This is a genomic window from Rhizobium sp. BK661 (assembly GCF_024808825.1).
GTDB lineage: Bacteria > Pseudomonadota > Alphaproteobacteria > Rhizobiales > Rhizobiaceae > Rhizobium.
Map to the genome: position 1 here is coordinate 1 of NZ_JANTYT010000009.1, position 20,691 is coordinate 20,691.

24 protein-coding genes, 3 tRNA genes and 1 pseudogene are annotated in these 20,691 nt (G+C 58.5%); 12 read left to right on the plus strand and 16 right to left on the minus strand.

Annotation, left to right across the window (positions count from 1 at the left end):
- Positions 1-138 (plus strand): annotated as a pseudogene (locus tag FHX16_RS18505) (HlyD family type I secretion periplasmic adaptor subunit); the annotation flags it as partial.
- Between the two features lie 173 nt (positions 139-311).
- On the opposite strand, the gene FHX16_RS18510 reads toward FHX16_RS18505, so the two are convergent.
- Positions 312-396: transfer RNA gene (locus FHX16_RS18510), tRNA-Leu, on the minus strand.
- A 53-nt stretch (positions 397-449) separates the two neighbouring features.
- On the minus strand, positions 450-818 hold the full coding sequence (locus FHX16_RS18515; RefSeq protein ID WP_183864110.1) for a VanZ family protein: 369 nt from the start codon (positions 816-818) through the stop codon (positions 450-452).
- Positions 819-993: 175 nt separating this feature from the next.
- On the opposite strand from FHX16_RS18515, the gene ilvA reads away from it, so the two are divergent.
- Together ilvA and FHX16_RS18525 are read left to right on the plus strand one after the other, a co-directional pair.
- The gene (gene ilvA / locus FHX16_RS18520) at positions 994-2,244 is read left to right on the plus strand and encodes a threonine ammonia-lyase (RefSeq protein WP_183864218.1); all 1,251 of its coding nucleotides are present in this window, start codon (positions 994-996) and stop codon (positions 2,242-2,244) included.
- A 35-nt stretch (positions 2,245-2,279) separates the two neighbouring features.
- On the plus strand, positions 2,280-2,606 hold the full coding sequence (locus tag FHX16_RS18525; protein ID WP_183864111.1) for an HlyU family transcriptional regulator: 327 nt from the start codon (positions 2,280-2,282) through the stop codon (positions 2,604-2,606).
- Positions 2,607-2,756: 150 nt separating this feature from the next.
- Here FHX16_RS18525 and FHX16_RS18530 read toward each other — a convergent pair whose 3' ends face one another.
- Positions 2,757-3,533, minus strand: coding sequence for an SDR family NAD(P)-dependent oxidoreductase (locus FHX16_RS18530; protein WP_183864112.1), 777 nt, complete (start codon positions 3,531-3,533; stop codon positions 2,757-2,759).
- A gap of 104 nt (positions 3,534-3,637) precedes the next feature.
- Between FHX16_RS18530 and FHX16_RS18535 the strand changes: the two genes are divergently transcribed.
- A complete protein-coding gene (locus tag FHX16_RS18535) occupies positions 3,638-4,216 on the plus strand; it encodes a TetR/AcrR family transcriptional regulator (RefSeq protein ID WP_183864113.1) in 579 nt (192 codons plus the stop codon).
- A gap of 47 nt (positions 4,217-4,263) precedes the next feature.
- Here the strand turns inward: FHX16_RS18535 and FHX16_RS18540 are convergent, their stop codons facing one another.
- The gene (locus FHX16_RS18540; protein ID WP_183864114.1) at positions 4,264-4,878 is read right to left on the minus strand and encodes an FMN-dependent NADH-azoreductase; all 615 of its coding nucleotides are present in this window, start codon (positions 4,876-4,878) and stop codon (positions 4,264-4,266) included.
- A gap of 141 nt (positions 4,879-5,019) precedes the next feature.
- Between FHX16_RS18540 and FHX16_RS18545 the strand changes: the two genes are divergently transcribed.
- The gene (locus FHX16_RS18545) at positions 5,020-5,988 is read left to right on the plus strand and encodes a LysR family transcriptional regulator (RefSeq protein ID WP_183864115.1); all 969 of its coding nucleotides are present in this window, start codon (positions 5,020-5,022) and stop codon (positions 5,986-5,988) included.
- Positions 5,989-6,023: 35 nt separating this feature from the next.
- On the opposite strand, the gene FHX16_RS18550 is transcribed toward FHX16_RS18545, so the two are convergent.
- The 4 genes from FHX16_RS18550 to FHX16_RS18565 all read right to left on the minus strand — a co-directional run bounded on the left by FHX16_RS18550 (position 6,024) and on the right by FHX16_RS18565 (position 9,959).
- Positions 6,024-8,012, minus strand: coding sequence for a bifunctional 2',3'-cyclic-nucleotide 2'-phosphodiesterase/3'-nucleotidase (locus FHX16_RS18550; RefSeq protein WP_183864116.1), 1,989 nt, complete (start codon positions 8,010-8,012; stop codon positions 6,024-6,026).
- Positions 8,013-8,102: 90 nt separating this feature from the next.
- The gene (locus FHX16_RS18555; RefSeq protein ID WP_183757016.1) at positions 8,103-8,438 is read right to left on the minus strand and encodes a PilZ domain-containing protein; all 336 of its coding nucleotides are present in this window, start codon (positions 8,436-8,438) and stop codon (positions 8,103-8,105) included.
- Positions 8,439-8,508: 70 nt separating this feature from the next.
- Entirely contained in the window at positions 8,509-9,405 is an 897-nt protein-coding gene (locus FHX16_RS18560; RefSeq protein ID WP_183864117.1) for a DMT family transporter, read from the minus strand.
- Positions 9,406-9,497: 92 nt separating this feature from the next.
- Positions 9,498-9,959 carry an Lrp/AsnC family transcriptional regulator gene (locus tag FHX16_RS18565; protein WP_183864118.1) on the minus strand — a complete coding sequence of 154 codons (462 nt, stop codon included), beginning with the start codon at positions 9,957-9,959 and terminating at the stop codon, positions 9,498-9,500.
- A gap of 155 nt (positions 9,960-10,114) precedes the next feature.
- Between FHX16_RS18565 and ald the strand changes: the two genes are divergently transcribed.
- Positions 10,115-11,233 (plus strand): alanine dehydrogenase, encoded by a 1,119-nt coding sequence (gene ald, locus FHX16_RS18570; RefSeq protein ID WP_183864219.1) that lies wholly within the window; start codon positions 10,115-10,117, stop codon positions 11,231-11,233.
- 61 nt (positions 11,234-11,294) lie between these two features.
- Here ald and FHX16_RS18575 read toward each other — a convergent pair whose 3' ends face one another.
- From FHX16_RS18575 to FHX16_RS18595, 5 genes are all read right to left on the minus strand, one after another.
- Positions 11,295-11,762: a DUF1203 domain-containing protein gene (locus FHX16_RS18575; RefSeq protein WP_183864119.1), complete on the minus strand. Its 468-nt coding sequence runs from the start codon at positions 11,760-11,762 to the stop codon at positions 11,295-11,297.
- Between the two features lie 98 nt (positions 11,763-11,860).
- The gene (locus FHX16_RS18580) at positions 11,861-12,424 is read right to left on the minus strand and encodes a GNAT family N-acetyltransferase (RefSeq protein ID WP_183864220.1); all 564 of its coding nucleotides are present in this window, start codon (positions 12,422-12,424) and stop codon (positions 11,861-11,863) included.
- Between the two features lie 4 nt (positions 12,425-12,428).
- The gene (sseA, locus tag FHX16_RS18585; protein WP_259129637.1) at positions 12,429-13,298 is read right to left on the minus strand and encodes a 3-mercaptopyruvate sulfurtransferase; all 870 of its coding nucleotides are present in this window, start codon (positions 13,296-13,298) and stop codon (positions 12,429-12,431) included.
- Positions 13,299-13,313: 15 nt separating this feature from the next.
- The gene (locus tag FHX16_RS18590) at positions 13,314-14,051 is read right to left on the minus strand and encodes an alanyl-tRNA editing protein (RefSeq protein ID WP_183864121.1); all 738 of its coding nucleotides are present in this window, start codon (positions 14,049-14,051) and stop codon (positions 13,314-13,316) included.
- 6 nt (positions 14,052-14,057) lie between these two features.
- Positions 14,058-15,098, minus strand: coding sequence for a cysteine synthase A (locus FHX16_RS18595; RefSeq protein WP_183864122.1), 1,041 nt, complete (start codon positions 15,096-15,098; stop codon positions 14,058-14,060).
- A gap of 233 nt (positions 15,099-15,331) precedes the next feature.
- Between FHX16_RS18595 and FHX16_RS18600 the strand changes: the two genes are divergently transcribed.
- On the plus strand, positions 15,332-15,976 hold the full coding sequence (locus FHX16_RS18600) for a ChrR family anti-sigma-E factor (RefSeq protein ID WP_183864123.1): 645 nt from the start codon (positions 15,332-15,334) through the stop codon (positions 15,974-15,976).
- Between the two features lie 99 nt (positions 15,977-16,075).
- Positions 16,076-16,909 (plus strand): SDR family NAD(P)-dependent oxidoreductase, encoded by an 834-nt coding sequence (locus FHX16_RS18605; protein WP_183864124.1) that lies wholly within the window; start codon positions 16,076-16,078, stop codon positions 16,907-16,909.
- A 444-nt stretch (positions 16,910-17,353) separates the two neighbouring features.
- Here the strand turns inward: FHX16_RS18605 and FHX16_RS18610 are convergent, their stop codons facing one another.
- Together FHX16_RS18610 and FHX16_RS18615 are read right to left on the minus strand one after the other, a co-directional pair.
- Positions 17,354-17,683, minus strand: coding sequence for a hypothetical protein (locus FHX16_RS18610; protein ID WP_183864125.1), 330 nt, complete (start codon positions 17,681-17,683; stop codon positions 17,354-17,356).
- A 284-nt stretch (positions 17,684-17,967) separates the two neighbouring features.
- Positions 17,968-18,042, minus strand: a tRNA-Asn gene (locus FHX16_RS18615).
- Positions 18,043-18,159: 117 nt separating this feature from the next.
- On the opposite strand from FHX16_RS18615, the gene FHX16_RS18620 reads away from it, so the two are divergent.
- From FHX16_RS18620 to FHX16_RS18630, 3 genes are all read left to right on the plus strand, one after another.
- Positions 18,160-18,450: a hypothetical protein gene (locus FHX16_RS18620; RefSeq protein ID WP_246712710.1), complete on the plus strand. Its 291-nt coding sequence runs from the start codon at positions 18,160-18,162 to the stop codon at positions 18,448-18,450.
- A 115-nt stretch (positions 18,451-18,565) separates the two neighbouring features.
- Positions 18,566-19,012 carry a BA14K family protein gene (locus FHX16_RS18625; RefSeq protein ID WP_016553714.1) on the plus strand — a complete coding sequence of 149 codons (447 nt, stop codon included), beginning with the start codon at positions 18,566-18,568 and terminating at the stop codon, positions 19,010-19,012.
- Between the two features lie 122 nt (positions 19,013-19,134).
- Positions 19,135-19,208: transfer RNA gene (locus tag FHX16_RS18630), tRNA-Cys, on the plus strand.
- Between the two features lie 148 nt (positions 19,209-19,356).
- On the opposite strand, the gene FHX16_RS18635 is transcribed toward FHX16_RS18630, so the two are convergent.
- The gene (locus FHX16_RS18635) at positions 19,357-19,650 is read right to left on the minus strand and encodes a hypothetical protein (RefSeq protein WP_183757005.1); all 294 of its coding nucleotides are present in this window, start codon (positions 19,648-19,650) and stop codon (positions 19,357-19,359) included.
- Between the two features lie 626 nt (positions 19,651-20,276).
- Here FHX16_RS18635 and FHX16_RS18640 point away from each other — a divergent pair.
- On the plus strand, positions 20,277-20,459 hold the full coding sequence (locus FHX16_RS18640) for a hypothetical protein (RefSeq protein ID WP_114712548.1): 183 nt from the start codon (positions 20,277-20,279) through the stop codon (positions 20,457-20,459).
- Positions 20,460-20,691: the final 232 nt, after the last annotated feature.

Sequence of the window (20,691 nt, forward strand, 5' to 3'; positions counted from 1 at the left end):
CAGAACCTCCTCAAGGACAACAAGCTCATCCCCGGAATGCCCGTCGAGGTCTTCGTCCAGACCGCCGAGCGAACCGCCCTCTCATACCTCCTCAAGCCATTCACCGACCAAATGATGAAGGCATTCAGAGAGGAATAGCGGGGCAAGAAGGGAGACGCAGCGGCATGCAGATGCCATCATGGCGGTTGGATCGTGGAAAGCGCCCCAAGCCGAACGGACCGATGACGCTTCTACGCATTTGGTATCCCTGAGCGCCCCTAAGCAAAAAGGGCGCTGCGAAGGACAACAAAGTCGATCAAATGATTTCAATATGGTGCGAGCGACGGGGATCGAACCCGTATGACCGAAGTCGAGGGATTTTAAGTCCCTTGCGTCTACCAGTTTCGCCACGCTCGCGCAGGCTCCTCCTTCAACGACTGATGCGATTCAGTCAAGAGCACTAGGTTGTGTCACGGTCGCGAAGGGCTTGCTGCCGACTTGATGATGCGGATCTTGTTCAATAGGCAACCGATCGAAACGCCGACGGATGCGCCGAGTATCTTCACGGCAGCATCGTGCAGACGGGCGTGGCGCGTTGGAGACAGATATTGCAGATATTCAATCGCCAAGGCGCCGGCAACCAGGAGAAAGGCAACTGCTATCCACTGCCGAGGATAGGCAATCGCGAACATGAAACCAACGAGCGAGTAGGCCAAAGCGCGGTCGAGATTGACCGAGGTCACCGTATGTGGCCGCAGCGCGATCGGCGACAGCGTGACGAAAATAATCGCCACGAGAAGCAGCCAGGCAATCGGTCGTGCAAATTTACTTGAGATCATTGCGGCGATGTAGCCTCATCTCGGGTGAATTGGTAGCGCACAATTGCGTTATTGCATCGCCTTCAGGGTTGCTCGAAAAGATGAGCGGCTGAGTAAACAATATCGGCCGATATGGGCTTTTTCCCACAGTCCGCTTGTGCGATAGCGGAACGGCAACAGGAATAGACGAATGACCGTGACCAGACAGGATGTCGAGAGCGCCGAGACGGCGATGCGTAGCCTCTTTCCAGCAACGCCACTGCAGCTGAACGAACATCTGTCGGCGCGTTATGGCGCCGATATCTGGCTAAAGCGCGAAGATCTGTCGCCGGTACGCTCCTACAAGATTCGCGGGGCGTTCAATTTCTTCCGCAAGGCGATCGCGGAGGGTGCCGGCAACAGGACCTTCGTATGCGCCTCGGCCGGCAATCATGCTCAGGGCTTTGCCTTCGTCTGCCGGCATTTTGGCGTGCCCGGCGTTGTTTTCATGCCGGTGACGACGCCGCAGCAGAAGATCGACAAGACCCGCATATTCGGGGCGGAGTTCATCACCATCAAGCTGACAGGCGATTTTTTCGATCAATGCTACCAGGCCGCGCGCGACCACGTCGAGGCGATCGACGGCGTCATGGTGCCGCCTTTCGATCACCCAGACATCATCGAGGGCCAGGCAACGGTTGCCGCGGAAATCCTCCAGCAACTCCCTGACGGGACGGTACCTGACATCATTGTCATGCCGGTCGGCGGCGGTGGTCTCGCTGCAGGCATCACCGGCTACCTCGACGGCATTCTGCCTAAGTCCGGCTTCATCTTCACGGAGCCGGCAGGGGCACCGAGCCTGAAGAGAAGCATAGAGGCAGGGCACTTGGTGACGCTCACCAAAGTTGACAATTTCGTCGATGGCGCCGCCGTGGCGCGGATCGGTGACCTGAACTTCGCAGCCTTGGAAGCTTTCCCGGCCGAACAGGTCATGCTGATGCCGGAAAACGCCATCTGCGTGACCATTGGCGAGATGCTCAATGTGGAAGGCGTCGTGCTCGAACCGGCAGGCGCGTTGTCGCTGACCGCGATTGCGGCGATGGACCCGAATGCCTTGAGAGGCAAGACGGTCATCGCCGTCGTATCCGGCGGCAACTTCGATTTCGAACGCCTTCCGGATGTGAAGGAGCGCGCCATGCGCTATGCCGGCTTGAAGAAGTACTTCATCTTGCGGATGCCGCAGCGTCCGGGGGCGTTGCGTGACTTCCTGAACCTGCTTGGCCCGGACGACGATATCGCCAGGTTCGAATATCTGAAGAAGACGGCTCGCAATTTCGGCTCGGTGCTGATCGGCATCGAAACCAAGGCGCCGGAGAATTTCGCGCAGCTGATCGCAAACTTCGAAAAGGCTGCCATCGGCTTCGAGGACATCACCGAAAACGAGATCCTCGCAAACCTCATCATTTAGCTTTTCCGGCACGGGCCGGCATGGTAAGGCGAAACATGGCTTCGATCTTCTCCAGCATTTTCTCAATGTTTTCAGGCGGCGGCAAATCGACTGATGCCCCGGCAGGCGCCTCGTCCGAGCCTCAGCTCTATGGGGACTGCACGATCTACGCGGAACCCCAGAAGGAGGGCGGTCAGTATCGCCTTGCGGGACGCATTGAGAAGGCCGTCGGTGGAGAGGTTCTCGTTCGCAACTTCATCCGTGCTGACATGTTCGGCTCGTCGGATGACGCGATCGAGTGCACGGTGCGCAAGGCGCAGCAGATCATCGATCAGAATGGCCCGTCGCTATTCAGCGATGGCGCAAAAGTTCGGCAGGTCTGATCCGCTTCTTCGGGTCCAATCCGCGTCTACGCAGGGTTTTGGTACCTGGCGAATCGCATTCCGCCCAACTCAATAGTCCCAGTATCCGCGGTGTTCGCCGTCGGTATCGGCGCGAGAAAGTCCGATACCAACGACATGGGAAACTGGCGATCACCCTGCACGAAACATCTTGGCGCCCGAAGGTGCGCTCGTGGCACCGCCGTCAACGACGATCTCGATTCCCGTCACGTTGGACGAGTCGCTTGAAGCGAAATAGAGCACGGCCTTGGCGATTTCCTCCGCTTCGCTCATCCGTCCGAGAAGGCTCATGCCGCCCAGTCGAGCTTCGAGCCCGGACATCGCGTCGGCCGTGGATGCCAGCGGTTGCCAAATCGGCGTCTTGGTGCCGCCAGGCGTCACCTGATTGACGCGGATGCCGCGTGGCGCAAGCTCTGAGGCCATATTGCGGGTCATGGCACGCACCGCACCTTTGGTGGCAGCATAGGCTGACCAGCCGGGCGCGCCCAGTACGGCATGCACCGATCCATTGAGAATGACAGAACCGCCGTCGTTGAGATGTGGCAGCGCCGACTGGACCGTAAAGAACACTGCGGTCAGGTTGGTATTGATGATGGCATTGAACTGCTCGAGCGACGTAGTGCCGAGCGGCGTCGCGCCGGCGATGCCAGCATTTGCAAAGAGGACATCGAACTTGCCGACCTTTTCGGCGGCTTCCGCAAAAGCGCGCTCCGTGGCCGCGACGTCTGTGACATCGAGCTTCAGCGTGAGCACGTTGCCGCCCAGAGCGTTTTCGGCAGCGGCGAGAGTCTCGGCGTTGCGGCCTGTGATCACGACCTTGGCCCCCTCGTCGAGGAAGACCTTGGCGGTCGCAAGACCGATGCCGCTGTTTCCGCCGGTGATGAGGGCGACCTTGTTCTTTAGGCGCATTGGATGACTCCTCTTGGAAAAATACCCGATCTGGATTACGATTGATATCTAGAAGGATTATGATCGTAATCTTTATATGTCAACTGGTTTCAGGATGGATTTTCATGGGTCACTCACAGATGGACAAGCGCAAGACGCATGAGAGGATCGTCGAGATCGCCTCGAAGCGGTTGCGAGAGAAGGGGCTGGAAGGCGTCGGCGTCGCGGACCTGATGAAGGAAGCGGGGCTCACGGTCGGCGGCTTCTACAAGCATTTTGCCTCGCGTGACGAGCTGGTGGCAGAGGCTATGCAATCTGCTTTTGGTGCCTGGACCGAGAAGGTGCGGTCAGAGGGCCGGGCTCCGGCAGACATTCCACTTGAGGAATATGCGGCGAGCTATCTGAGCCGCGAGCATCGGGACGATACGGCTGGAGGATGCCCGTTCGCCGCTCTCACCGCTGACATAGCGCGCGGCGGCGAGAGGTGTCGGTCACTGGCAACCGATCAGATGCAGACGAACTTGCGCAATATGCAGGCACGCATAAAGGCGGCGGACGAAGCGGAGGGGCGCCGCAAGGCGATCATCCTGTCCTGCCTCATGACCGGCGCACTCGGGCTTGCACGGATAGCGAACGACGAAACCCTGGCCGGTGAGATACTCGATACCGCCAGGGCTTTTGTGAACGAGCTCGGCGCCAAATGAAAACGGCCGGCTAGAACCGGCCGTTTCGATGGCAGTCTCGACCCCGATTAGGCGGCGAGGGCTATTTCCTCGGCGCGGGCCTTGGCGGCGCCAATTGCCTTCTCGGCAGCTTCCGCACCAAATGCGAGGCCTTCGACATAGATCGTCTCGATGTCGGCGATGCCGAGGAAGCCGAGGACCGACTTCAGGTACGGAACAGCATGGTTCATGCCGGCCGCCGGACCCTGCGAGTAGACACCGCCGGAGGCAAGGACGACGTAGACCTTCTTGCCGGTGGCAAGGCCAACCGGGCCGCTTTCGGTGTACTTGAAGGTCAGGCCGGCGCGGGCGACGTTGTCGATCCAGGTCTTCAGCGACGAATAGATGTTGAAGTTGATGAGGCCGGTACCGATGACGATCGTATCAGCTGCAAGCAGTTCGGCGACGAGTTCGTCCGACGTCTTCACAGCTGCCGCTTCGGCGGCGGTGCGGTCATCGGCCGGCTTGCGGATGGCTGCGGTGAAGAGATCGTCGATGTGCGGCAGCGGGTTGGAGGCGAGGTCGCGACGGACGACGACACTGCCCGGCTGCTGAGCCTTGATCTTTTCGACAAGGTCAGCTGCGATGGTGGTGGAAAGCGAGTCAACACGCGGGCTGGAAGTCAGGAGCAGAATGGACGACATGATTGAATTTCCTCTCGAATTGGGGTCTGCGGCTCGTCTAGGGAGCGTCGAGCCGGTGGTTCGAGACAGAAAATAGGGGTGGCCGATTATCGAAAAAACTGTGATAATGTCGATCGAAATCATCGATAGATTGGATGGAAGATGCTTCCAAACCCCACACTGGACCAGTTGCAAGTGTTCCTCACCGTTGCGGAAACGGGCAGCTTTTCGGCCGCTTCACGCACGCTCAATCGCGCACAATCGGTCATCAGCTACACCATTGCCAACCTTGAGGCGCAACTTGAGGTGCCGCTTTTCGAGCGTTCGGGCGCGCGGCAACCGAAACTGACGGAGGCCGGCAAGGCGCTTCTCGAAGATGCGCGGCGCCTCGTTGCCGACCTAGAGGTGATGCGCGCCCGTGTGAAGGGGCTGAAGGAAGGGCTGGAGGCCGAGGTTTCGGTGGCCATCAGCGTCATGGTGCCGTCGCAGGCGGTGGTCGAAGTCCTGCGCGAGTTCCGTGACGAGTTTCCATCCGTGGCTCTCAATCTGGCTGTCGGTGAACTGGGCGTCGTGATGGATCTGGTTTCGAACGGCAAGGCGACTGTCGGGATAGGGGGGGCGATCCTCCAACAGCATGACTTGCTTGCGACCGAGCGCATCGGTCATTCCTTCATGATGCCTGTGGTATCGAGCACTCATCCCTTGGCGCGGATCGGCCGGCCGCTGACGCTCGCCGACGTGCGCGAAGAGACCCAACTTGTCGTGACAGACGCGTCGGGACTGACGAAGGGCCGCGATTTCAATGTGCTCTCGTATAAGACGTGGCGCGTCAGCGATATCGCGACCAAGCACTCGCTGATCCGGGGTGGTCTCGGCTGGGGTGGTTTGCCGGCGTCGCTCATCCGCGATGAACTGAGAAGTGGAGCGCTGGTTCACCTTGATCTGCAGGCCTATGAGCAGGGTGAGTACCCGATCTACGCGATGCGGCGAATCTCGACGCCACCCGGGCCGGCGGCGACCTGGATGATCGACGCGTTTCGGTCCAGGCTTTCGCAATGCCCCAGTCAAGCCGACTTCACCGCTCAGATGGCGGAATATGCCGCGCGCGACCTCTCTGTCGCGGCGGAGTAGGCGAGGCATCAGCGCCTCGCCACCGATCACAATCTCTAGAGGATCAGCCGGAACTTGGCGAAGCCGTCGGTGCCTTCCCCGGCATCCTCGATCTTCACACTCTTGACGTCCGCGAGGTATTGCTTGGCCTTTGGACCGCTCTGGAAGACTGCCGTCGTCCCTGGGAGCGGTTTGAAGGTCCAGTTGCCGTCGGCCGATGGATTGATCGTACCCTCCTCGTGCACGAAGCGGACGATGACGTCACGGTTTGTGTCCGGCGCTTGGAAGACGACCTTGTCTGCGGCGATTTCCGGAAACTTGCCGCCACCACCGGCGCGGTAGTTGTTGGTGACGACGACGAATTTCTGGGTGAGATCAATCGGCTTGCCGCCGAATTGGAGATTCTGGATTCGGTTCGCATCGGCATTGATCAGTTTGCCATCATCATCGAACCTGCGCGGCTGCGACAGGTCGATCTGGTAGACGACGCCGTCGATCACATCGAAGTTATAGGACGGGAAGGCGTTGTTCAGCAGCTCGGCGTCCTGCGATCCCGGCTTTACCTCGTTGAACATGGCGGCTGACATTTCCAGCCAGTTCTTCACCTGCTCGCCGGTAATGACGACCGCCTGAACCGTGTTGGGGTAAAGGTAGAGGTCGGCGACGTTCTTGATCGCGATATCGCCGGCGGGTACGTCGGTATAGTAGTCCGCGCCCCCTCGACCGCCGGCCTTGAACGGCGCTGCAGCCGAGAGCACCGGCAGATCCTTGTATTCCGTGTCATCTAGCATCTGCTTGATGTACCAGGTCTGGGCCTGGCTAACGATCTGGACAGACGGGTCGTCGGCGACGAGGGCGAAATAGGAATAGAGCGGCGCCGACGTCTTGCCGACCGGGGTGCGCACATAGGCGAGGGTGGCTTCGTGCTCAGCCTTCGCGGCCTCGATCACGTCCGTCTTGTCGGCCACGTCGGCGACGACTTTCTTCTTGTCGTCGCGATGGTAGATCGGCCGTGCTTCCGAGGTGAAGTCGACGATCCGCCAGCCCTTGCCATCCTTTTCCAGCAAGAGATCGATAAGGCCAAGATGCGATCCCCAGAAACCGGCCATGACGGCGGGCTTGCCATGCAACGTGCCCTTTGCGGGATCCGCGTTCTGAATGCCGTCCCAGGTTTTCGGGCCGGGGAAAACCAGATGCTGATGCCCTGTGAAGATCGCGTCGATCCCATCGACCGCGGCAAGGTGCAGCGATGCATTTTCCATTTTCTCCGACGGGGCTGTACCGTCGATGCCGGAATGCGAAAGCGCGATCACGATGTCGGCGCCTTCCTGCCTCATGACCGGTACCCACGCTTTGGCTGCCTCGACGATGTCGCGCGTCTGCGCTCTGCCTTCAAGGTTTTTGATATCCCACAGCATGATCTGCGGCGGCACGAAGCCGATGAAGCCGACCTTGACCGGGCTCTCGTTGCCCGCGCCGTCCCTGATCGCCTTCTCGACGATGAGATAGGGCTTGAAAAACAGTTCATCCTTGGTCGGATCGGAGGCAAGCTTGCCTTTGGTCAGGTTTGCGCAAACGAACGGAAAATTTGCCCCGTTCAGGACCTTGAACATGAAATCGAGGCCGTAGTTGAATTCGTGGTTACCGAGCGTGCCTACGGTGTAGCCGAGCGTGTTCATCGCCTTGATGACGGGATGCACGTCGCCATCTTTCATCCCTCTTTGATAGGCCATGTAGTCGCCCATCGGGTTGCCCTGCAGGACGTCACCATTGTCGATCAGCAGTGAGTTGGCAGCTTCCGCCCGGATAGTGTCGATGATCGTCGCAGTGCGCGCCAAGCCCATCGTGTCGTTCGGCTTGTCAGCATAGTAGTCGTAGGGAAAGACATTGACGTGAATGTCGGTTGTTTCCATCAGGCGAAGATGCGCCTGATTGGCGGCCGCACGGGCGCTGAAGGGGTGAAGCAATATGAGTGCTGACGTGGCAGCAAGACCGCCAAGCAACGAGCGGCGGGTCATTGGCGGCAGATCCAGAATGGATGACATGAAAACTCCTTCGAAAATCACGCGACGCCCGCCCCGCAGGCGAGACTAGGATGATTTGCGAAGGAGTAAACCCTGAAAATGACAGGGCAATTATCGCTTCAGGACCGGTTTCACTTCCTTGTGGAAGAAGCGGAAATAGGACGCGACCTGCGCGCGGGCATTCGAGTTCGGATCGAACTGAATTCCGAGGCGGCCGTTGTGGCTCCAGCGGATGATGCCGTGCAGCGTTCCGAGATCGTCGGCAAGGATCTGTATGCGGCTGCCGGAGGAGGCATGAATGGGCGAGCGGATTTCGACGGCCATACCGCTTGTCGACATATCCAGGATGCGCGCATCCACTTCTTTCGTAAGATAGCGGACCTTGCCGAATATGCGGCAAGACTTCCGCTCGGCCTTGCGAGTGATAATATTCAGATTGTTCTGCATGCTACGCTCCACAAGAAACATACAGGTGAATTCTACGGGGCGACCGTTGAGAATACTTTAACAGCTCGATCTAAAATTGCGAGGACGGTGGTTGCAAACGTGACCGACGGGCAACAACATGTTCCCGCCATACGGTGAAAATGCCTGCTGCAACGACAATGAAAGAGCCGATAATCATGGTGAGGCTCAGCTTCTCGTTGTAGATCACGACGCCGATGATCGACGCATAGACAAGCTGCAAATATGTCAGCGGTTGCACCGCGGCAGCATCGAGCATGTCATAGGCGCGGATCAGGAAGTAGTGGCTCGATATGCTCGTCATACAGACAAGCGCCATCCATCCCCAGTCCCAACCCGACATCCATGTCCAGTAGAAAGGGCCGACGAGCGTCATGGCGATACCGCCGACGACGCCCGTATAGAAGAAACTCGTCATCGCCGAGTCGTCCCGACTGACGAGGCGTGTGGCTATGACATAGAAGGCGAACAGGAAGCAGGAGAAGACGGCAAGCAGGAGCTTGACGTCGAAGAATTCGCCTTCCGGCTTCAGAATAAACAGCACGCCGACCAGGCCTGCCGCGATTGCCGTCCAGCGGCGCCAGCCGACGCGCTCGCCAAGAATGGGCATCGAGAGCAGAGCGATCAGAATTGGAGTGGCCGAGAAGATCGCCTGCGAATGCGCTAGGCCGATCAAGGCAAAGCAGTTGATGACGACGACGACCTGAGCGGCCAGCAGAATGCCTCTGATCACCTGTAGTAGCGGTCTCTTCGTCTTGGCCGTCTCCTTCAGGCCACCCCTCATCTTTGCCGCGAGCGCAATGGTGAAGGCGGCAAATGCCCAATAGCGGATCATGGTGACGAACACAGGCGGGTAGGCGGATGCGAGATGCTTCGAGATGCCGTCCTGCAACGAGAAAATGGTGATCGCCAGCAGGACGAACATATAGCCTTGGGTCTTGGATTTCATGCGTACGTCTTACTGCGGGGGATCAAGCGGGAGATAGCGAAACCGTAGCTTCGGTGCGGACTGTCTGCCGATTTTGCCTTGCTGTCAAAGCCTCAAAGCCCGACATTTGGCCTATCGATAACTTCCCGCAGGGCGAAGCTCGAATTGATCTTCACGACGTGCGGAAGCGCCGACAGCCAGTCGCGATGAATACGCTCGTAGTCTTCGAGGTCACGAGCGGCGACGCGGAGAATGTAGTCGTATTCGCCCGACATCAGGTAACAGACCAAGACGTTCGGACAGCGTTTCACCGCTGCCTCGAATTCGGAGAGTGTCTTGGCAAACTGGCCGGATAGCGAGATGTGCACGATCGCTATCATCTTGTAGTCGAGCGCCTTGGGCGTTACGTGCGCGTGATAGCCGCTGATGACGCTGCTCTTCTCCAGGATATCAAGCCGGCGGGAACAGGCCGATGCCGATAATCCAACCTTCGCCGCGAGGTCGGCATTGGTCATGCGGGCATTGGATTGAAGAGACTTCAGAATCGCAAGATCAATGGCGTCGAGTTCGGACATTCGAAGAACTTTCGATTATTTGCGCGAATTCGCAATATTCTTCGAAAATCAGCATCAGTGCAAACCTTCTTTGCAAGGACATTTCACGTCTGTGGTGGTTGGATTTGCCCGTCAAAAACACTCCGCCAAGCGGATATAACGTGAGAGGAACGCTTATGCGTGTCGGTTGCCCGAAGGAAATCAAGAACCATGAATATCGTGTCGGCCTGACACCTGCATCTGTTCGTGAATATGTCGCCCACGGCCACGAGGTCTGGGTTGAAACCAAGGCAGGCGCCGGCATTGGGGCCGACGATGCCGCCTACATGGCCGCTGGCGCAAAGATTGCCGCCTCAGCCAAGGACATCTTCGAAAAGTGCGACATGATCGTAAAGGTCAAGGAGCCGCAGCCCTCCGAGTGGGCGCAACTTCGCGATGGCCAGATTCTCTATACCTATCTACACCTCGCGCCGGATCCGGAACAAACCAAGGGCCTCCTTGCCTCGGGCGTTACCGCCGTTGCCTACGAGACCGTAACGGACGATCGCGGCGGTCTGCCACTCCTGGCTCCGATGTCCGAAGTCGCCGGACGTCTGTCGATCCAGGCGGGTGCGACAGCACTGCAGAAGGCCAATGGCGGCCTTGGGATCCTCCTTGGTGGCGTCCCCGGCGTTTTGCCGGCGAAGGTTACGGTCATCGGCGGCGGCGTCGTCGGCTTGCACGCTGCACGAATGGCCGCGGGCCTCGGTGCGGATGTCAGTATCCTCGACAAGTCTTTGCCGCGCTTGCGCCAGCTTGACGATATCTTCGGCGGTCGTGTTCATACCCGTTATTCCAGCATTCAGGCATTGGAAGAAGAAGTGTTCTCGGCAGACCTCGTCATCGGCGCCGTCCTCATTCCGGGCGCTGCTGCACCGAAGCTTGTCACTCGCGAAATGCTGTCGGCCATGAAGAAGGGATCTGTCATCGTCGACGTTGCCATCGATCAGGGCGGCTGCTTCGAGACGTCGCATGCAACGACCCATTCGGAGCCGACCTACGTGGTTGACGATGTCGTGCATTATTGCGTGGCCAATATGCCCGGCGCAGTGCCGGTCACCTCGGCGCACGCCTTGAACAATGCGACGCTCGTTTACGGCCTGGCGCTGGCTGACCGCGGACTGCGCGCGATTGCGGAGGATCGCCACCTGCGCAATGGCCTCAACATCCATAAAGGCCGCGTCACAAACAAGCCGGTGGCCGAGGCACTGGGCTATGAAGCCTACGCACCGGAAAGCGTATTGAACGTAGCGTAAGCTGCATCACGTTAGGTGAGTTTGGGCTGGTCGCATTCTCGTGCGACCAGCCCTTTTTCCGTTATCTGTCGATGCGGCACTGATAGCAGTTGTTGCGAGCCGAGCGCACATGCACGTAGGCGATTTCCGGCCGCTCGAGAAGTTCGGCGGCATAGGAGCGGATATCTGGCGTCAGAGTCACTGCCCCGGTGCCGTAGACGATGCGATTTTCGGCATTGTAGCCGCGCACAATGAAATCGGGGCTGGTAAGTACCGGCGGTAGCACCTCTTCGGCGGCGTAGCGCTCACAGAGCTCCTTATGGAGAAAAACAGGGCCGGTTTCCGCATAGGGTTGAAGCTCGGGAAACGGCCTGTAGGCGAAAACCAGCAGTTCCTCGCCCGCGTCTATATTCTTCAGGCAATGACGGCAGGGGTGGCCGGGACCGTCGGAGACCATCGTCTCGGGCAAGAAGCCGTAGGCATCGGTACCACCGTTCCAAAGGTTCTGCGCGTCGGCGGTGGGCATGGCGGAAAAGTGGATGTCGGTCATGGCAGATCTCCTTGCTGATCGCCATCAGATGCGCCTTTACCGTGATACAAGCCACCCGATTCCTGCGAAACGCCGTCAGTCGAACTCTGTCGGCCTGGTCACCAGCCCTTTTTACCCAGCTCCAGCAATTCCTTGTCGCTGAGCGGTCGGACAATGCCCAAACCGGTCGAGACCGGAGAAAAACCGAACATCTGGTAGAGCTGGAGGGCCCGCGGATGATCGAGATTGTTGGTGGTCGTCGTCACCCGCTTCGGATTGACCGTCCAGATCGCATAGAGCGCCTGCAGCAAGAACCACTTTCCGATTCCGAGGCCGAGGGCGTGCTCGATCAGACCGAAGTGGCTGAGCTCGATGGTGTCCTCGTCCTCGAGGAAATATTCATAGAAACCCGCGGGCGCTCCGTTGACGTAGAGCACGCTGATATTGTTGCGCTTGTCGTGCAGCGTCTTGGCCAGATCCTCGTCGGTCATCCGCAAACGATCCACCCACTGCCATCGGGCGCCGACCTGGCGATACAGATAGCGGTAGAAGGGCAGCGGAATATCTGGGGTCCGCATGATCGCTGTCTGAATATTGATCGGCATCGGCAGGCTTGCCTTCGGCGGTGCCGTCATTTCCAGGCGCGTGATGTGGGTTTTTAGCGAAGAAGGGCCCTTCACCATCGTGTCAGGCTTTGACCGGTTCTGGCGGGCCAGTGACGACAGGCGTGTCGTCGCGCCCACCCCATTCGCTCCATGAGCCGTCGTAGAGTTTATTGTCGCTGTGGCCGAGCGATTCGAGCGCGAGCGTAATAATCGCCGCGGTGATGCCGGAGCCGCAGGAGGTGACGACCGGCTTCGACAGATCGATGCCCGCGTCCTCGATTGTCCGCTTGAGTTCCGGCAGCGACTTGAAGCGGCCCTGGCTGGCGAAAACGCCCGACGGCAGGTTGCGTGCGCCGGGCATATGACCCGAACGCATGCCAGCGCGGGGCTCGGGCTCGATCGCAGCGAACCGGCCGGCGCTTCTGGCATCGGCTATCTGCAGGGCACCGTTGGCAACGATGTCTCGCATTGTGTCCAGAGTGACGACTCTCGAGGCATCATAGGCCGGCTTGAAAATCTTCGGCTCGTATTGCGTCGCATTTGTCTCAAGCGGACGGCCTTCTGATTTCCATCCATCCAGGCCGCCGTCGAGTACATAGACATTTTGCGCGCCCATAACGCGAAACAGCCACCAGACTCGCGGCGATGCGAACATCCCGATCCCATCATAGACGACGATACGGTCATTCTCGCCGATTCCGAGTTTTCCAACGTCGCCTGCGAAAAGCTCCGGCGACGGAATGGTATGCGGCAGTGGCACGGAGTGATCCGCGATCTTGTCCTGATCGAAGCGGACGGCGCCCGGTATATGGCCGGCGGCGTATTCTGCGTCGGCATCGCGCTTCTGTGCCGGCAGATAGAAGGACGCGTCCAGAATTCGCAAGTCCGGCTTGCCCAGTTCCGCCTGCAGCCAATCGGCCGAAACGACGAAACGGCTCTTTTCTTCGCTCATTCTGCTCTCCCTAACTCAGGCCTCGTCGCCGGGAGCGCCGAAGCGAATACGGAAGCGGCGGTTTTCCTTGCCCTTCTTCTCGATCTTGGCAATGTGAATCTGGCCGACTTCCTGCGTTTCGGACACATGTGTGCCGCCGCAGGGCTGACTGTCAATCGCAGAGTTTTCGCCGATGCAGACAAGGCTGACCCGACCGAGGCCGATCGGCGGGCGAACATTCTTGGATTTGACGATGCCGGGATTGGCCACAAGTTCTTCGTCGGTGATCCACTGCAGGTAAACCGGATGGTTCTGCCGCACCAGTTCCATCAGTTTTTCGGTTACGCCGTCCTTGTCGATCGTCTCGGTCATGTCGAAGTCGACACGGCTCTCATCTTCGCCGACAGCCGCGCCGGTGATCGGGTATGAACAGACGACCGAAAGCAGGTGACAGGCGGTGTGCATCCGCATCAGCTTGTAGCGGCGCGGCCAGTCGACATGCAGGACCAGCCTTTCGCCGAGACCCGGCTGCGTCTCACCTTCAAGCGGCACGTGGATGACGATATCCTTGGTGGCCCCGTGCCTCGTCTGTCCTAGGGCGATTTTGCTGCCGTCGGCCCGCTCGAGAAAACCGGTGTCGCCCGGCTGGCCCCCTGAAGTCGCGTAGAAGCAGGTTTGATCCAGCTCAATGCCACCGTCTTCGTGAACGGCGGTTACTACCGCCTCGCATGTCGAAAGATAGAAATCGTCACGATAGAGGGCATTGACGGGCATAGGATCTCACGCTGCTGGTTCGTATGGAATTTGTATCTCTTGCGCCCTGGTGAGCCACGCGGGAATCGGCAGCCCCTTAGACGTCAGGAAGTCGGGATTGAAGAGCTTCGACTGATAGCGATTGCCGTAGTCGGCAAGGATCGTCAAGATGGTGTGGCCGGGACCGAGTTCCCTGGCAAGCCGAACGGCGCCGGCAATGTTGACCGCCGTCGATCCGCCGAGGCACAGTCCCTCGTGTTCGACGAGATCGAAGACGTAGGGCAGGGCCTCCGCATCCGAGATGCTGTAGGCGAAGTCGGGCGTAAAGCCTTCCAGATTCGCCGTGATCCGGCCCTGACCGATCCCTTCGGTGATCGATGAGCCAGCGGATTTTAGTTCGCCGTTCTTGTAGAATTCATAGAGCGCGGCACCGTCGGGATCGGCAAGGCCGATCTTGACGTCCTTGCTAAATGCCTTGAGGCCGGCCGCGACACCCGCAAGCGTCCCCCCCGAGCCAACAGAGCAGATGAAGCCATCGACCTTGCCGTTCGTGTCGTTCCAGATTTCGCGAGCCGTCGTTTCGATATGGGCCTGCCGATTGGCGACGTTGTCAAACTGGTTCGCCCAGATCGCGCCGTTCGGGTCCGTCTTGGCCAGTTGTTCGGCAAGCCTTCCGGACACCTTCACATAGTTGTTCGGGTTCCTGTAGGGAACCGCCGGGACCTCGACGAGTTCAGCGCCGAGCAACTTCAGCGCTTCCTTCTTTTCCTGACTCTGAGTCTCCGGGATAACGATGACGGTTCGGTAACCGAGCGCCTTTGCCACCACCGTCAAACCGATGCCGGTGTTGCCGGCCGTTCCCTCGACGATAACGCCGCCCGGCTTCAGCAGACCCTTCTTCTCGGCGTCGCGAATAATGTAGAGCGCGGCGCGATCCTTCACCGACTGGCCGGGATTCAGAAATTCCGCTTTGCCGAGAATGGTGCAGCCGGTCGCTTCCGACGCACCCTTGAGCTTGATCAAGGGGGTGTTGCCGATTGCCTCTAAAACGGAGGGATGAACGGTCATGGACTCTGCCTCTTTTGAACGCTTAGTTTAGGAACGGTCTTTTCCCTTCACAAGGCTAGGTTGGCAAGAAATGCTATTCCATGCCTTTGAGCGCCGTGACAAAATTAGACTTTCCTTCGGGCTGGAGAAGTCGAGGTACAGCGGGTCGCCACCGTCCTTGTGATCTGAAGGTTGACTTTCAACGTAGGGATTACGACAAAGCATCCCCAAAAACGGAAACCACCGAAGCCTTCATGGTTCACGAGCATATCGACACCGTCGATGCATTGATGGCGCATTATGTCGCCGGATCTCTTCCTGAGCCGGCACGCGTATTGGTGGAATCGCATCTCGAAATGAAGTCCGATCATCGCTGGCTGGTGAGAGATCTTGAATCGCTGAGCGGCGAGGCCCTGGAAGACATTTCGGAGGCTGCGATCAGCGAGCGCGACGCACGGCTCGCCGCTATCTTCGCCTCCGCGCCGCCTGCCGAGGATGTGCCGACCGATCTGCAGGCCTCCCGTGGGGGCTTCCCGAGAGCGATTCGCAATTTGGTCGGCTATGACGTCGATACGGTGCCGTGGAAGACGAAGCTGCCGGGCTTCAAGGAATACTCCATGGATATCGACGGCTGCGAGGCGAGTCTGATGTGGATCAGGCCGGGGCGGGCACTGCCCGCACACACACACAAGGGAACGGAACTCACCTTGATCTTGGACGGCGCGTTCAATGATGCACGCGGACGTTTCGGACCTGGCGATATCTCAATTGCCGACGAGAGCGTCGACCATCGGCCGATTGCCGAAAAGGAGCGTCCCTGTATCGCGTTCATCGTTCTTGACGCTCCGGTCAAGCTGACTGGGTCTTTCCGGCAGCTCATTGGTGACCTCATCGGCTGAAAGCAGCCACAATGGGGTGATAAAAGGGTTGAAACCGGGGGATGGCGAGGAGCTCCCGGACCTTTTTGACGTTCACAAGAACGGCCCGGAGGAGATGTCATGCAAGCTTTCGTTGCTCGTCCTGAACATGGAATAGCTTGGATATCAGGCGCAAGTTCTGGAATTGGGCGAGCGCTGGCACTGAAGCTTGCGGGAGATGGGTACAAGGTCGCGGTGACGGCTCGCGATCATGAAAAGCTTGCCGAGTTGCAGGCCGAGGCGTCAGACCTTTCCGGCAGCATTATCGTACTCGACGGTGACGTCACTAACGCCGAAGACATGGAGCATGTCCTTGCTTCAATCGAATACGAGCATGGCACGCTGGCGCTGGCCGTCTTCAATGCGGACGTCAATCTGCCTGTGCATGCGGAGGAGTTGAAGCTCGTTGATTTCGAGAAGAGTTTCGCGGTCAACCTGCAAGGCGTTGTGAACTGCCTTATCCCCGCCGTACGACACATGAAGGCAAAGGGGCAGGGCCAAATCGCCATCGTTTCGTCCGTTTCGGGCTATGGCGGCCTGCCGACGAACGCCGCTTACGGCGCAACGAAAGCCGCCTTGATCAATATGGCGGAGAGCCTGAAGTTCGATCTCGACAAGATGGGTATCCGCATACAGCTCATCAATCCGGGTTTCGTCGACACCCCAGCAACGAAGGGGAGCGAATATCCCCTCCCGTCATTAATCTCGGTAGATGAAGCCTCCGAGCAGATTTCGGCGGGTCTCAAGTCTCAGAGTTTCGAGGTTACCTTTCCGAAGCGCTTCAGCTACATGATGAAGCTCATCAATCTTCTGCCCTACGCTCTGTATTTCTGGCTCGTCAATCGCTTTACTGGCTGGCGCGAACGGCCGCTAAAGAAGCGCGGACGTCCGGCCGTGGCGCACCCTGCTGAGTGAGCTGGACCTAGAGGCAACGACGAGGCGGATGGCGGCCAGACAGGAGGTCATCTGTCGGATCGGACGCCATCCGCTCTCGTCGACTCCGCTCAAAGACGACCTACCGGACGTCTATATTTTCAGCGCGGAAGCCTGCTTCACTTCAAAACTCGCAGAGCCCTTTGAAGCGCTCACCACCCCATGGGGCGCAGTCTAACCCGAAACGAAAGTCTCTGACCAGTGACAAATTTGAACCATCGCCCAGGCGGTCGGAGTGCGCCGGAAGGAAGCGCTGGCCGCCAGGGTGCAGGCCGAAGACCTGTGAAGTGCCAGTGTTTTTGCTTGTTACGGAACAACGGCAGGCTTGGATCTGAAATCTCTCAGTCCTATAAGCGGAATTTTCCGCGCGCTCGCAAACGAAAGGGCCGGTCAAGCCGGCCCTTTCGGAAAACAGGGTAGGTCAGATCAGTTGTCGTATTCGCGGCAGGCGTCGCTGATGGATGCACCGCTCTCGCCACCTCGCGTGTCCACTCCCGAATTTGCCTGTGGCATGCCCGGGCAGTCCATTGCCTTGGGCTGGGGCGTGATGCTCTGCGTCGTTGTCGGATCGACCGGCGCGACAGCGATCGGGTGAGTGCCGTTGTCGCTGCTTGTGTAATCTCCCGACTGGGTGCTGGAGCTGGGATTTGTCGAGCCGCCGTTCGTCGGACCGATTGGATCAGGATTGGATTGGGCAAATGCAGAGGTTGCCAGACCCGCGGCAAAAATTGCCGCCACTATCATCGGACTACGCATAGGAACTTCCTTTTTGTCGTCGTTTTTCGTCTGGGTGACATGGGCAAAACCCATCGGCAAAAGCGTTGTTCCGAAGTTTTTATCCACTAAGGCGCGGATTTTTGTCAGTTGCCAAACCTTGGCGGGCGTTGCGTAGGAGGGAGTCGGGTGCCAGCATCACGCACCATTATTTCCCTTTGATGCGGCGCATCCGTCGATAAGATCCCGGGTGATCTCGGAAAAAGAAAAGAGCGGCTCGAAGCTCGAACCGCTCTTGTAAGAGTTCAGCAAATCGCTGAGAAAACTGGCTCCCCGGGCCGGATTCGAACCGGCGACCTGTCGATTAACAGTCGAATGCTCTACCGCTGAGCTACCAGGGATCACCGCTTGCCGCGGCGTGAGTGGCCTAATACAAATGCTTGCCCGATTTGCCAAGCGGTTTTTTCAAAAAAATGACATCCGCTTGTATTTGCTCTGTATAACCCCATCTCCAGTCGATGACTGAAACACATGATACCACGGGAAAAAGAACCGCCAAGCGCTTTGGCATTGATCACACCACCGGTCGCCTCGTTCTGGGCTCCATAAGTATCCCGTTGCCGCAGTCGCGCATTGCCCGACTGACGATTGGGGTGCTGCTGATCTTTGGCGGCGTTCTGGGTTTTCTGCCGGTTCTCGGCTTCTGGATGCTGCCGCTCGGGTTCATCCTGCTGTCGCACGACCTTCATCTCGTACGCCGGATGCGGCGGCGTTTCTCGGTCTGGTGGACGAAGAGGCGTAAATCTTGAATCAATGAACGACGGCACTGGCGCCCGGCCTGCGTCAAGGAACCTTGGACCGCGCCCTGCGTTATGGAAGTAGGCGTAAGTGTCGTAAGCATACCGGAAATGAGAAGGTGCTGGAATGAAGAAACTTGCGGTATTGGTGTTGGCGATTGCGACAAGCCTGGCTGGCGTCGGTCCGTCTTTTGCAGAGAACTCCGGCGATGAGCATTCAGCTCAGAGCCGCGGTGGTTTCGGAGATTCCGGAGTGAGAAACAGCCGCGGCTTCGATCGCTGCAGCATCTATCGTTGTGGCGGTTACCGCCATGGCGGCTATGGAAATAGGTACTACGGAAACCGCTATCACGATGGCTATTACCGCCATCATGACAACGATGCTGGCGCACTGATTGGCGGACTTGCAGCCGGTGCAATCATCGGCGGTCTGATCGCGTCGCAGCCGCAGGCTGGACCGGTGGGTAATTCGCACGTCGATTGGTGTTACAGCCGCTACCGGTCTTACCGGGCATATGACAACACCTATCAGCCGTATTACGGTCCGCGGCGGCAGTGCTATTCGCCTTACTAAAAGTGACCACGGAAACCGACGTTGTGCGATCCGAAATCCCGTCGGTTTTTCAACAACCCCCTTGCACTCGATTTCTATTCATTCTAAATGCCCGCCAACGCTTCGGTGACGAAGCGTCGTGAGGCCTCGTGGCGGAGTGGTGACGCAGAGGACTGCAAATCCTTGTACCCCGGTTCAATTCCGGGCGAGGCCTCCAAAATTTCCCTACTGTTTCAAGGTAATAGAGCCGCTACGGGCGCGGACGCGAGTGAAAGCGTCTTGCCTTCAGGCGCGGCAAATTTCCTTCCATTTCATCATTTTTCAGTCCGCGAGGCGAATCTGCGACATGCGGTCGCCAAACCCCGCTATTGGTTCCTGTCCCAGGCAAAGAATGGTCGATAGTGCCGTTGGGCAATCAGCAGAGTTCGATCCGGTTGAATGATATAGATTTCCTCGACCGTGCGTCCCGTCTGATCCGTGAACGTATGCGGGAAAGAAGAGCCGATCGGCGCCTTCGTCAGCTTCGTTCGCGGCTGGCCGCCATAAGTGATACTGCCGGGAATAGGCGCGTAACCCTCCGATGGATAGGAGCCCGAAACGGCCGTGCAGCTCGCGACAAGCGCTGCCATCGCACCGATCGCTGCTATTGTCCGGATCATCCTGCGCCTCCTCATCGATGCGGTCCCACGAAGCGGCACTCGACTGCGTTCCGCCAGATCGTAGTGTAATGCCTCGGCCCTCTTCTCGCCAGCGGGTTTGACGCCTCCCTCAGTTCGCCGCGACCCGATTCTGTCACGTGATCTTTACTGGCTTCAACGGCGCAAGAATGCGGTTTGCAAGCGTGCAATTATCCTCGCTTACTCCAATCGAAGTAGGACCTAGGTCCGTCTAGGATAACCGTTGCGAGGGCGCTATTGTTTCTCTTGCTGGTCTGCCACGGACGGTGGGCTTTGAGGGCATCGGACCCCCTCTATTGGCTCCATTCCGCCGCGGCGGCAGACAGGGCGGGGGTAGTTTTCAGTCCCGGCAAAGCTGGAGGGGGTCGCCGCAGTGGCCGACCCTCTCCGGGCGCCTCGTTTCACTATTCTAATGAGCTTCGGCGATATAGGCGGGAGATCGCTCTCCTTCCGTCCATGGTGGCGAAGCCCGCTGGCGTTTCTTCCATTCCTATAGTGACAATCCATACGGCACTAGCGTTGGTGCATGTTTATCAAGGCAAATCACCGGATTGTCGAATTTTCGATAGGGCGCTATCTTTCATTGCGAGTTCTTAGGAGCACCTCCGATGCCGGCGACCCAAATGCCGCAACTGATCTTTGCCCTGAGCGTGGCGCGAGAAATGGCGGAGCGCGAACGACATGCGGAAATGCTTGTCATGCTGATCGACGAGGCCCTGAAGGAGGCAAAGGAAGAGGCTTTACGGCACGGCATTCTGGTCGACACGGAAGAAGAGACCAAGCTGCAATAGCTTTTCCGGGGGCGAGTGGCCCCGGCCGCGACCGTCTTAAGCCCCGGCCGGGTTGCCGATCTGGGAGGGGCTGGGGAGGCTCCAAGATCGGCACAGACACGCTACAGGTCTCGTCTGATGATCGAAACCGGTGCTTAAAGGTATGTTTCGTCCTTTGTTCTTGCTTAAAAAGAACCTCATCGCGAATGGCCGGGACGGCCACCAAAGAGCTTGCCGGCTATCGCGGCACCGG

Bases quoted from the DNA above. Each gene is read 5' to 3' on its own strand.
- FHX16_RS18600 (WP_183864123.1), top strand. From the start codon at position 15,332: ATGGTTCACGAGCATATCGACACCGTCGATGCATTGATGGCGCATTAT.
- FHX16_RS18550 (WP_183864116.1), bottom strand. From the start codon at position 8,012: ATGTCATCCATTCTGGATCTGCCGCCAATGACCCGCCGCTCGTTGCTT.
- FHX16_RS18525 (WP_183864111.1), top strand. From the start codon at position 2,280: ATGGCTTCGATCTTCTCCAGCATTTTCTCAATGTTTTCAGGCGGCGGC.
- FHX16_RS18575 (WP_183864119.1), bottom strand. From the start codon at position 11,762: ATGACCGACATCCACTTTTCCGCCATGCCCACCGCCGACGCGCAGAAC.
- FHX16_RS18635 (WP_183757005.1), bottom strand. From the start codon at position 19,650: ATGATCCGGACAATAGCAGCGATCGGTGCGATGGCAGCGCTTGTCGCG.
- FHX16_RS18605 (WP_183864124.1), top strand. From the start codon at position 16,076: ATGCAAGCTTTCGTTGCTCGTCCTGAACATGGAATAGCTTGGATATCA.
- FHX16_RS18555 (WP_183757016.1), bottom strand. From the start codon at position 8,438: ATGCAGAACAATCTGAATATTATCACTCGCAAGGCCGAGCGGAAGTCT.
- FHX16_RS18610 (WP_183864125.1), bottom strand. From the start codon at position 17,683: ATGCGTAGTCCGATGATAGTGGCGGCAATTTTTGCCGCGGGTCTGGCA.
- sseA (WP_259129637.1), bottom strand. From the start codon at position 13,298: ATGAGCGAAGAAAAGAGCCGTTTCGTCGTTTCGGCCGATTGGCTGCAG.
- FHX16_RS18625 (WP_016553714.1), top strand. From the start codon at position 18,566: ATGAAGAAACTTGCGGTATTGGTGTTGGCGATTGCGACAAGCCTGGCT.
- FHX16_RS18560 (WP_183864117.1), bottom strand. From the start codon at position 9,405: ATGAAATCCAAGACCCAAGGCTATATGTTCGTCCTGCTGGCGATCACC.
- ald (WP_183864219.1), top strand. From the start codon at position 10,115: ATGCGTGTCGGTTGCCCGAAGGAAATCAAGAACCATGAATATCGTGTC.
- FHX16_RS18580 (WP_183864220.1), bottom strand. From the start codon at position 12,424: ATGGTGAAGGGCCCTTCTTCGCTAAAAACCCACATCACGCGCCTGGAA.
- FHX16_RS18590 (WP_183864121.1), bottom strand. From the start codon at position 14,051: ATGCCCGTCAATGCCCTCTATCGTGACGATTTCTATCTTTCGACATGC.
- FHX16_RS18640 (WP_114712548.1), top strand. From the start codon at position 20,277: ATGCCGGCGACCCAAATGCCGCAACTGATCTTTGCCCTGAGCGTGGCG.
- FHX16_RS18545 (WP_183864115.1), top strand. From the start codon at position 5,020: ATGCTTCCAAACCCCACACTGGACCAGTTGCAAGTGTTCCTCACCGTT.
- FHX16_RS18565 (WP_183864118.1), bottom strand. From the start codon at position 9,959: ATGTCCGAACTCGACGCCATTGATCTTGCGATTCTGAAGTCTCTTCAA.
- FHX16_RS18515 (WP_183864110.1), bottom strand. From the start codon at position 818: ATGATCTCAAGTAAATTTGCACGACCGATTGCCTGGCTGCTTCTCGTG.
- FHX16_RS18620 (WP_246712710.1), top strand. From the start codon at position 18,160: ATGACTGAAACACATGATACCACGGGAAAAAGAACCGCCAAGCGCTTT.
- FHX16_RS18540 (WP_183864114.1), bottom strand. From the start codon at position 4,878: ATGTCGTCCATTCTGCTCCTGACTTCCAGCCCGCGTGTTGACTCGCTT.
- FHX16_RS18595 (WP_183864122.1), bottom strand. From the start codon at position 15,098: ATGACCGTTCATCCCTCCGTTTTAGAGGCAATCGGCAACACCCCCTTG.
- FHX16_RS18535 (WP_183864113.1), top strand. From the start codon at position 3,638: ATGGGTCACTCACAGATGGACAAGCGCAAGACGCATGAGAGGATCGTC.
- FHX16_RS18530 (WP_183864112.1), bottom strand. From the start codon at position 3,533: ATGCGCCTAAAGAACAAGGTCGCCCTCATCACCGGCGGAAACAGCGGC.